The organism is Francisella sp. SYW-2, assembly GCF_008711475.1.
GTDB classification, from domain to species: Bacteria; Pseudomonadota; Gammaproteobacteria; order Francisellales; family Francisellaceae; genus Francisella; species Francisella salimarina.
In genome coordinates, this window is sequence record NZ_VXKO01000039.1 from 1 (window position 1) to 11326 (window position 11326).

Consider the following 11326-nt stretch of genomic DNA (forward strand, 5'->3'; position numbering starts at 1 on the left):
GTGCCAATTGAATATTTCAGATAGACTTCCTCTTAGCTGATTAAAGTACTTTTTCATCTTTCGCAAATAATGAATATATAAGGCTTTAATCAGTCCTTTCAATATTTTTTATCGTGTACAGAGATTTAAATTCCAAAAGCATCACATTTTATATTATTTTTTGCTATGATGTAATTATATTGTAAATTTTTCTTTTAAATTATGGCTGGAATCATTAATACAGTAGGAAGTGGTATATACTTTAGTTTAGAGCCTGTGATGTATGGTCCTTTTTTGGGAATTGGGACGTCGACAGCTACTCAAATAGGAGCTCAATCGCAAAGCACCGTCTTTTTTGAGAACGCTCCAGTAGATGCCTCAGATACTATACACCCTGTTACGTTGTCTTTACCAATGCTGCCAGGAGCTATTACTGGAACAACATGCATGCCTGCTCAAAAAGTAACAGATGCTAGCAATATTTTTTCGATAAATAATCAAGCTGTAACAAATAGTGGTACACACAAAGTCCAAAACATCGGCAATTGCCCTACCGCTCCAATGATCTTATCAACAAGCCATCAGGCTAGATTCTACATATCCAAATAAAAGGAGAAATAATGTCTGTTTTAGTAGAACTCAAAACTTTAGTAAAGCAATTAAATAAAAAACTAACAGTTTCATTAGAATCTGCAGTCGGGTTGTGTATGTCACAAGGCAATTATGAAATTACTTTAGAGCATTGGTTAATAAAAATCTTATCAGATGAACAACCAAATGATTTTACTCAGATTTTAGAACATTATGATATATCAGTTCCAGATGTAGTTAGAGAGTTACAAATTAACTTAAGAGACTTTGAAACTGGGAACTCTGGCAAGCCTTTATTTTCACCTCTTCTTTTAGAGATTATTCAAGATGCATGGACTATAGGATCACTACAATTTAATGCAGAAAACATTAGATCTGGTTATGTTCTTTTAGCTTTATTAAATAAGAAAGCTCTTTTATCTCAAATGAATCTGCTTGAGTCACTTAGGATAGTTTCTAAAAATAAGCTTATAGAAGATTTTGATAACTTTGTTGCTGCTAGTTCAGAAAAAGATCAAGTTAAAAAAAATACTAAGGTAGAATCTTCTAAAGATAGTGACTCAGCAATAGAAAAATACTGTGAGGATTTAACTCAAAAAGCATTAGATGGTAAAATTGATCCAGTATTTGGTAGAGAAACAGAATTAGATCAAATGCTTGATATATTTTGTCGTCGCCGAAAAAATAATCCTATATTAGTTGGCGAACCTGGAGTAGGTAAAACAGCCGTGGTTGAAGGTCTGGCTCTGAGAATAGCTGAAAATGATGTTCCCGATGTTCTTAAGAATACAAAAATTTTATCGTTAGATATCACCCTTCTTGAAGCTGGTGCAAGTGTCAAAGGAGAGTTTGAAAAACGTTTAACTGCTGTAATAGATGAAATAAAATCATCTGAAGTTCCACTTATTGTATTTATCGATGAAGCTCATCGATTAATTGGAGCTGGTGGTCAAGCAGGTAATGATGCTGCCAATATTTTAAAACCAGCACTTTCAAGAGGTGAGTTAAGAACTGTTGCTGCAACTACATGGAAAGAATACAAACAATATTTTGAAAAAGATCCTGCTTTAACGCGTAGATTCCAATTAGTCAAACTAGATGCTCCAAATGATGATATGACTGTGACTATACTTAGGGGTCTAAAATCAAGATATACTCAAAATCATGGTGTAGTTATTCGAGATGATGCCTTAAGAATGGCTGTAAATCTTTCTTCTAAATATATAACAGGTAAAAATCAACCAGATAAAGCTATTGATTTGATTGATACTTGCGCTGCTAGGGTTAAAGTCTCAATGAGTTCTAGCCCAAGCATTATTAATCACGCTATTAAAGATATTGGAGCATATGAAAGAGAGCTTGAAGGTCTACTAGAAGATGAGGCTAGAGGCGTAGATACAGACAAGAACAGTATAGAGGCTCTAAAAAATAAAATTGATAACCTAAACCAGCAAATTAAAATCAATCAAGAACAATGGCTAAAAGAAAAGAAAATAATACAAGAATTACAAAGTGTTCATGATCTGATATTAGAAACTGATGATGAAACAGTCTTATCTGAACTAATCGAACAGCGTAGCTCCTTAACTAATCAATTAGAGCAAGCTCAAGATGATGCTCCTATGGTATTTTTTGAAGTATCTCCTGATACTGTTGCTAAAGTTGTTTCTGACTGGACAGGTGTACCCCTTGGTAAAGTCCTAAGAGATGAGTCTCAGAGTTTACTGACATTGGATGAGACATTATGCAAACGAATAAAGGGTCAAGATCAAGCAATGCTTCAAGTTGCTCAACACTTGAAAATGTCTAAAGCAGGTCTTAAAACACCAGAACAACCTATGGGAGTATTCCTCCTAGTTGGACCAAGTGGTGCTGGTAAAACTGAGACAGCACTAACTGTAGCTGATACTTTATTCGGTGGAGAAAGCTCCATGTGTACGATTAACATGGGAGAGTATCAAGAAAGGCATACAATTAGTAGATTGATAGGATCTCCTCCAGGATATGTAGGTTTTGGTGAAGGTGGCGTGCTTACAGAAGCTGTTCGTCAAAGACCATATAGTGTTGTTTTATTAGATGAAGTTGAGAAAGCTTCTTTAGATGTTATGAATCTTTTTTATCAGGTATTTGATAAGGGCTCTTTAACAGATGGAGAAGGCAAAGAAATTGATTTTAGCAATACTGTTATTTTTCTAACAAGTAATCTTGCAACTCATGAAATTACTGAACTAACATTACAAGATCCTAATATCTCTATGCAAGATTTAGTTGCAAAGATCAGGCCAGTCTTAAGTAATTGGTTTAAACCAGCACTCCTAGCTAGAACAACAATTATTCCATATTTCATATTGACTAATGAAGCACTAAAGGAGATAGCTACACTTAAATTAAACAAATTTGCAAAACAACTAAGAAAAACAAATAAAATAGAACTTACATATAGTAATAGTGTCTTAGAAAATATTGCAGATAGATGCAAAGAAGTAGAAACCGGCGCAAGAAATATCGATATGATCCTAAAAGCTAATGTAATGCCAAAACTTTCTGAAAAGCTACTTTTGGCCATGTGTGATGACGCACAAATAAAATCAATCCATATTGATATTGATGAAAATAGTGAATTTATATATGAAATCAAATTTAATTAATATAGGACACGGGTAAATGGCTGAAGAAAATAATAATCAAGAAGAAAATAAAAAAACAACTACAGCTAAGCGTAGTACTACAAAAAAGCCTACTTCGGTAACTACTAAAAAAACAACAAGTACTACAAAAGCTAAAACCACAACAGCTAGAGCAAAATCAAGTACTACAAAGACCACAGCTACTAAAAAAGCTACGAGGACCACAAAAACTAAAAGCGCTGCAACTAGAGCAAAATCAAGTGCTGCTAAAGCTAAAGGGAGTACAAAAAACACACCTGAATCAAGCACCACTACAGTCAAATCTATAACTGAAGATAAGATTTCTAAACCTGAACGAAATGCTTCTGGGTTAGCGAGTGATTTTTTGAAAAAGCAAGCTACAGGCAAAGTAGCAAATATTACTAGTAATAAAGCCGATTCAAATTTAACGAAAGAATCTTCTACTCAAATCAAAGATGAAAAAGAAGAACCAAAAGATAAATCTAAAATAGTCAAAGCAGACACTGATAAAACCATTACTATCATTGAACAGCCATCCAAAAGTAAACCTAAAATTCAACAAAAAGAATCAAAAATTATTAGCATTGATAGCGATGCTACTTTAACTGCTGGAACAAGCACAAACCTTTCAATAGGTAATAAAGATAAAAAACTTGCCTATCAAATGCTTGATGAGAAAAGAGTTTTGAATGATAGATTTCAACTAGAGGATATCATTGGTATTGGTGGTATGGGGATAGTATATCGAGCTACAGATATTATCCGTCAGCAGGTAAAACCAAACAACTGCTCTGTTGCTATCAAGGTACTTAGCCAAGATGTCAAAAAATATAAACAAGCATTTTTAGCTCTACAGAGAGAGGCTTATAAAGAACAACAATTATCTCATCCTAATGTTATTAAAGTATATGATTTCAATAGATGCGATGATGCTGTATATAAGGTTATGGAGCTAATCGATGGTATTCACCTTAAAGAATGGATGAAAGAAGCTCGCAATAGCGGAAAAGCAAAACCTAATTGTGAAAACTACATCAAACAAGTCAAACATATTATAAATGAAGTGGCTAAGGGACTAGAGTATGTACATAATCAAGGTATTGTACACTCTGATCTTAAACCATCTAATATTTTTGTGCTAGAAAATGGCGATATTAAGATTTTTGATTTTGGTATTGCAAGAACAATAAAAACAACAAATTTTAATCAAAAAGATCCTGATGCTTCTATTTTTGATCCAACAACATTTGCCGCATTCACTCCCAAATATGCTAGTTATGAAATGCTAACTAGACAAGCACCCTCTCCTGCTGATGATGTGTATGCGCTAGGGTGTATCATGTATGAAATGCTTACAGGACATCACCCGTATAATGGCAAAAATGCCAAAGATGCTTTAGAACTAGAGATGTCCCCAGAGAAGCCGAATGATATAGATAGTGATCTACAAGATTTAGTTATGTCTATGCTTGAACTCAAAAAAGAAGATCGTATACAGAGTATGACAGATATTTTGGATAAATTAAATCAACAATATTTGCCTAGCCTTGAAAATCAAAATCATTATGATACCTCATATACTGTTGATACGAATTCTCTGATTATAAATAAGCCTTTTATCTTAACTATTTCACTATTACTAGGGGTCGCTAACTTATATGGATTGAGCATATGGTTTAAACCTAAGAGTGAAACTTATGTTATTACTGATCCAGTAGAAGTAAAAGAAGCAGTTGCTAAAAATACTACTGAAAGTAGGCAAATAATAGGTACAACACCTGGGTGTGAAAGTATAATTTCCTCAGTAGACCCTAATGGTGAAAAATGTCTGTTATCTCTAAAGACTGATAATGGTAACGTTTATAGACTTAATATGTTAGTTTTTAGTGGAGAGGATGGGAACTATGCAATATCAAAAGATCCATTGAATAATATTAGTGTATCGTCTCTAGGAGAGCATCTAACAACTGAGGAGCAAAAAAATCCTCTAGCTGTACATAAATTCACAAAACAAAGCTTACAAACATTCTATATACGTACAGTTTCTTTATATGGTAATTTAGGTTTAGCGACACCTAAGCAAATTGTATCACTTTCTAATAATGGTCAAAAAATATGTGATAACTCAGCATCTTCTCCTAATAGTTTAGACTTTTTGGGTAGGAACTATGGAGAGGCTGTTATCAAGGGAGGGAGTAGCTTTGATGTATTATCTGTTACTAAAGACTGTAATATCAAGTCAACTCCTCTAACAGATTATAATGGTAAAAATATTATTACAAGACTGGTTTGGAAGCCAACAAGATAAAAGGTAAAATTATGACAACGAAACAAAGAATGAAAATGACTTATCTGTTATATATTTTTAGTGTATTTTTTATCCCTTTAATGGCTTTTGTACTATTTTTTGCAAATAAAGAAAGAAAACAGCAACCAAAAAAATGGTTAAAAACTCACTGTAATACTCTAATAAGATATACATTACTAAATCTTGCTTGGATAGTTACAACCATACTAATTGTTTATATCGCTAGTTTAATCGGGGGCAAAATATACACATTCTTCTTATTACTTAGCTGGGTTGGTATGATATGGTTATGGGCTTTTAATCTAGACCAGTACTTCACACTTGTTGTGGCATTTTTAGTTGAAAGAGAACTTGGTACTCCTAGATATTTCACTGAAATGAAAGTTCTTGCAAAGCTTATGTACAAATCAATAGTAGAGAAATTTCAAAGAAGAAAAATTAAAAGGTTATAACTTTACTTTTTGAATATAGTATATAAAAGGTTGTAAAAATCATGAGTATCCAAAGACATTTAACTTTAAGTATAGATGATCAAAAACTAGAGCTAGAAGTAGCTAGCTTTGAGTATCTAGGTAAAATCAATAATGGCTATGATGTAGAGTTTATAGCATATACTGACGAAAACATTCAGAGCTTCATAGGTTGTCGCTTTGATTTTAGTTACTCAGGTGTTGCTATCACCGGTGGCTCTATACGAGGATATGTTAAAGAGGCTATTTTGGGTTATGACTCAAAACAAGCTCGTCAGATATATAGAATTATTTGTAGAAGTGTTGTTGGTTTTCTTAAAGATTACTATCTAAAGAAAATGTTTAGTGAATCTTCAAATCAAGCAATAATTACAAATATGTTAGAAACTTTATGTAGTACTCAAGCTGACTTCATAGGGTTATTTAATTCTTTAGAAATACAACAAAATAGTAGCCAACTATTAAATGGTAATGCTTTTGAATTTTTTAATTATCAATTCAATAACTATGGTTTTTATATAGCTAATGACAAATTTTTAGATAGAGATGTTGTTGATATATATAGCCAGCCTAATGATTTGACAGGAATGAGTGGTAGCTATAATGTAACTAAATCAGCTAATCAAACTGCTATAAATCAAGTCAAAAGCTTCAAAAAACATACATATAAACATTTACCAGATCTAGATATACTTGGTTATGATATAGATCTTGGACAAGATGCAACAATCGCAGATTCTCCTTTTGCAATCACTGAAGAAAATGCTGCTAGAATTTTTTATGATAATAATTTCAAACAAAACGATGCCAAAGAACTAACCAAACGTATTAATCTTAGTATTAATAGTTTGAATGGACTAAGTCAGCTAACTCTTGAAAATATAGTACATCGAGAAGGAGATATCATTGAGCTAACTAGTGGTGTAGAAACCAAAAGATATTGGGTATATAGCTCTCATATCAGAGCAAATGTTGAAGAAACCAAACATTGGGCTATAGAGACTCATCTAAATATTTTGGAATTAACAGATAATCCTTGGTACCCTCCTCTAGCAGCTAAACCACTAACTAAGGTTGCGGAAGGCTTTAAATACAATAGTCAACAAGGACTAGGAAAATATAATAAATTACCCATAAAATCCGATATACCTTTTAATCAAGATGAAGATCTTAGCCATACTAGAAATGTAAGCTTGAGTAGCTCAAAAACTGGTGGTGTATATAGTAGTCCACAAAGTGATAGTAGACTGGTATTAGCAACTAGTGATAATAATCGTGAATATGTAAGTTTAGGATTTAGCAGTGATGCTACAGCAGATGAACATGTAAGTAGTAAGAATATCCAAGATAGTGGTATATATAGTGCAGGTAATGTTGGACTAGGTTTCACACGGACTAGAGCTGGGCAAGATTACTCCAAAGTTAGCTTATATGGTCAAAGCTCAGAGGGCAAAGTTAGTGAGTTAGGTTTAGGTGGTGAGAATACTACTAGTCATAATGATGACTTTACTCGAAATACTTTCTCAAATGATTACCCTAACCTTGAAGGAATTATCAAGCGTAGTGTAAATAGTGCTATAGATATAGCAGCTGGAGATATAGCCCTAAACTATGGCGATATAGAGAATATAACTGTAGATAAGAGAACTACTTCAGATAAAGCTACAGATCATTATAGACATACTATAAATAGTGATAATTATCTACATAGATATTTCATCAAAAATTTCAGTGAAAATAAATCAGCTACTAATGCTGTAGATACTAATTTTATTACAGATTTTAAGCTTAATACTGCAAAGATTAATGATAATTATCAAACTACAGTTATTTGGGCTACCGAGAGACCAACTGCAAACAAGATAGAGCTAGATGGTCAACAAGAAAAATTAACAAAACAATACTATAGCTTTGAAAAAAAGCAAAATAACTATAATTTTAAGATTACACTTGATAATCAAACTCAGCTAATAGCACAAGGATCAAATCTTGATGAAAATATCAAAAGTATAAGTATCCAAGCAGAACCTCTTAGCAAAACAAAAACTTATGGTTTAGTAGTTGGTTGGAGTATATTTGGCAAAGGTAGTTTAGAGATATCTGGAAATAGTGTTGAGATATCCAAGCAGCGAGTTTTTGTTGAATTAAAAGATGCAGAACCTTTGGTATTTAAATTCAACATAAATGGTAATACTAGCACACTGACTATACAACTATGTCAGCTCAAGGCTATCAAATCTGACTTGGCTCCCCTACCCGATGCTGATGAAATCATAACAGCTGATGATAGTGGTATCAATTATCAATCAAATCTAGAACAACATATAGTCTATACAGACAAGCTAGTAGCTAGTGATGATAATCCTGAGACAGATATCCTAACATGGCATGATAACTACACATCGCAGAACTATAATAATACCAATTCTTCAAAACTAGTAGGTCAATATCAAGCTAATAAATTAGCTCAAGCTAAGAGCTACCATACAGATAGCCTAGCTAAAGCCGAAGATATATCTACCGATGCAATCTACAAGCGAGATCATCAAGGTAATCTAAGTATCATCCATAATGCTAAGTTTGAAGAAACTAAAAAACTAAGTGATCGCTATGAAACCAAAAATATAGCCGAGAATGAAATAAAAAAACATACAGAAACCATACAACTAGAAGACTATACCAAAAAAGCAGAGACTAATGTCAAAGGCGATATAACTATGCAGTCAAACAAAGCAACTAGAAGTTATGCTGAATATAGTTTGACTGGGCTACAAGGTATGAATTGGGAAATAGACAATCTAGAGTTAAATGCAAAAGAATCTAAGATAATTGCTAAAGAATATAATATTGGTGAGCAAGACGATGGGCAATAGTAAATTTACTGATATATCAGATAAGAAATTTTTGACATCAACTATGAATTTTTACAATAACTGTAAAAGTCCTGATGTAAAAAAAATGGATGATTTGGATGACCTTGTTAATAGTCTAGTAGCAGATGCTGAAGCAGGAGCTGATGGAAGTCTTAGAAAATCAGACTTAAAAGATGGTTTACAACATCTACTAGTAACACCAAGATGGCGTAAGAACACTCCTAATAATACACCAAAAGCAGATACTACAAGCAATATAGCAGTATTAAGTAGACTATCTACAGGGCAACAAGAATATATACTAAGAGAGATAACTAATCTGTATATACCAGATTCTGCAGATCAAGATAAGTTAATAGAGCTACCAACAGACTATAGTAATTTGGATCAGTTAATTGATAATGGAGTTAAAAATTACGTTGTAAAAAAACAAGCTGCAATAGCTGAGGTTGAAAAACAAAAAGCTTCCTTACAAACTCAAAAATCAAAACTTGAAAGAGATCAAAGGAATACTCAATTTGCTATTGGAATGTGCAAAAGCTCAGGCGTTAGTGAATCAGATATCAAACTACGTGAACAAGCTTTAGCAGACATTAATAGTAATATTGCTAAACTTGAAATAGAGATAAACAAACTTAATAACAAAAAAAATGCTCTAGAAGAAGATAAAAAATCTAATCAAACCAAAGTATCTACAATAAAAAAATATTTACAAGGTCAGATTATAGAAGACTTACAACCTATAAATGCTGAAACTATGGCAGAAGGATATGTTTATATTTTCCTGCAAGATAGTAATGTAGAGGGTCATGCAGAATTATCTTTGTACAAAGAATATAAATCTAGTATTACTAATAATAATACATTCTATGCAGAGGTTGATATATCAGAATATAAAAACTGTGACTATCGTGTAGCTGATGCAGATAGTGCCAAAACTCATATCACCCTACCAGCGTGTTATGCAAAAGATCAAGCAACTTATGAGCTACAAAAAGTAGTTGTACTATTTAGTACTGTACAATTATCATCTGCTAGATTAGCCAAGATAGAAAGCGATAGTAAACTACAAACCCAACATGCCAAGACTCTAAATAGCTCTAATCTCAAAGATAGCTTTGATATGAGTCTAGTAGAGAATATCTCTTATGCCGAAGCTAAAGCTCGCGATATCAAATATAACTATCAAGATAATGGTGCAACTCAAACACAGTGGACAGAGCTAGAAGTTTACCCTATATACAACTATAACCGTAAAACTATAGGTTGGAATCTGCTATTAGATAATCCTCTTGGAGTGATGAATAATAATAACTTCGCTATAGACTGGTTACAAACTCAACTAAGTAATATTTGTGTCCAAATTCAAGCTAATAACTATGGCAAAAGCTCTATTTTGATAGCAAACTTCCTATTTAATCCGCAAGCTAGTGGTTTGTTGGATGTTGACTTTGGAGGTATGGATACTGATAGTCTTTTAAATAAAACATTCGTAAACCCTTATTTCTCAGATGATAATGTAAAAAAGACCTATAAAGAAAAATTAACAACTTGGAAAGCAAAAAAAGATAAACTAGATGAGGTAGATCGTACCAAAGGTACTATTGATTTAGATCGCCTAAAATACAACCTTAGATCCAAAGTACGTGAGCTGATGCGTAATCTAATGGAAGCATTCCAAAAGCAAGGATTAGAATGGGTGGATCCTAAAGATAGCCTGATAGAATGCTGGCGAGATATATTTAGTCAAGGAGCGCATGGCTATAGTAGCAGTTTTGAAAAATGGTTTGATACTGTCAATCATCTTAGCTTAGATCCCAAAGATACTGATAGCTTGTATGATGTAATTAGTAATAGACCTGTAGATAAGCTAAAGGTACAAGTAGATATCCCGAAACCAACTATTTATGATGCTATGTCTACAACAGATAGTGACTTTACTAGGCAGGATGCTACTTTAACAGGCTATACGCTAACAACTTATGAGTATCATATCTATTATTATAAAAAAACTGTCAAAACTTATGATGAGAAACTTAATCTCAAAGGAGATCCTGAAGTTAGTTATGTGCAAAAGGATGATCCTAAGACAGTAATTGCAGATATAGGTGCTTATGCAAAAGGCAAAGCTCCAGACGGTTTGAAATATATTACTAGAGCATTGAAACCTAATGATTGTGCCTCTGATGATATAATTCGCACATGGATAGCCAACAGCGTAACACAAATTACAGGTGAAAATTTAAACACCTTCTTAGAGGGAGGTAAACCAAAGGTATCTGAACTACTGATACCGACTGATGATATCCCAGCTGATAAATCTCAAGGTCTTTATGATGCTAAGAAACTAGCTCTAAGTAATAGTATTGAGCTAATACTATCTCAAGCTAAAGATACTCCTGTACCTAGAAACCAGTTTAATGAAGCTGTGATGAAATACTCTGAAGAGTATATGAA

General features: G+C 33.0%; 6 protein-coding genes. All 6 read left to right on the plus strand.

Annotated elements, in window-relative coordinates; translation table 11 throughout:
* The first annotated feature begins 201 nt into the window (after nt 1-201).
* Nucleotides 202-588 (plus strand): hypothetical protein, encoded by a 387-nt coding sequence (locus F3D57_RS09525; RefSeq protein WP_146421444.1) that lies wholly within the window; start codon nt 202-204, stop codon nt 586-588.
* Nucleotides 589-599: 11 nt separating this feature from the next.
* Entirely contained in the window at nt 600-3218 is a 2619-nt protein-coding gene (tssH, locus tag F3D57_RS09530) for a type VI secretion system ATPase TssH (RefSeq protein WP_150466079.1), read from the plus strand.
* Between the two features lie 16 nt (nt 3219-3234).
* A complete protein-coding gene (locus F3D57_RS09535; protein WP_150466080.1) occupies nt 3235-5526 on the plus strand; it encodes a serine/threonine-protein kinase in 2292 nt (763 codons plus the stop codon).
* 11 nt (nt 5527-5537) lie between these two features.
* Nucleotides 5538-5978 (plus strand): hypothetical protein, encoded by a 441-nt coding sequence (locus tag F3D57_RS09540; protein WP_146421447.1) that lies wholly within the window; start codon nt 5538-5540, stop codon nt 5976-5978.
* A 41-nt stretch (nt 5979-6019) separates the two neighbouring features.
* On the plus strand, nt 6020-8869 hold the full coding sequence (locus F3D57_RS09545) for a hypothetical protein (RefSeq protein ID WP_150466081.1): 2850 nt from the start codon (nt 6020-6022) through the stop codon (nt 8867-8869).
* Nucleotides 8859-11326: hypothetical protein (locus F3D57_RS09550; RefSeq protein ID WP_150466082.1), on the plus strand; the 2468-nt coding region annotated here is incomplete at its 3' end. The genes F3D57_RS09545 and F3D57_RS09550, both read left to right, overlap by 11 nt.

What these genes read in the sequence shown, in the direction of transcription:
- F3D57_RS09525 (WP_146421444.1), top strand. Translation starts at nt 202, where the DNA reads ATGGCTGGAATCATTAATACAGTAGGAAGTGGTATATACTTTAGTTTA.
- F3D57_RS09545 (WP_150466081.1), top strand. Translation starts at nt 6,020, where the DNA reads ATGAGTATCCAAAGACATTTAACTTTAAGTATAGATGATCAAAAACTA.
- F3D57_RS09535 (WP_150466080.1), top strand. Translation starts at nt 3,235, where the DNA reads ATGGCTGAAGAAAATAATAATCAAGAAGAAAATAAAAAAACAACTACA.
- tssH (WP_150466079.1), top strand. Translation starts at nt 600, where the DNA reads ATGTCTGTTTTAGTAGAACTCAAAACTTTAGTAAAGCAATTAAATAAA.
- F3D57_RS09540 (WP_146421447.1), top strand. Translation starts at nt 5,538, where the DNA reads ATGACAACGAAACAAAGAATGAAAATGACTTATCTGTTATATATTTTT.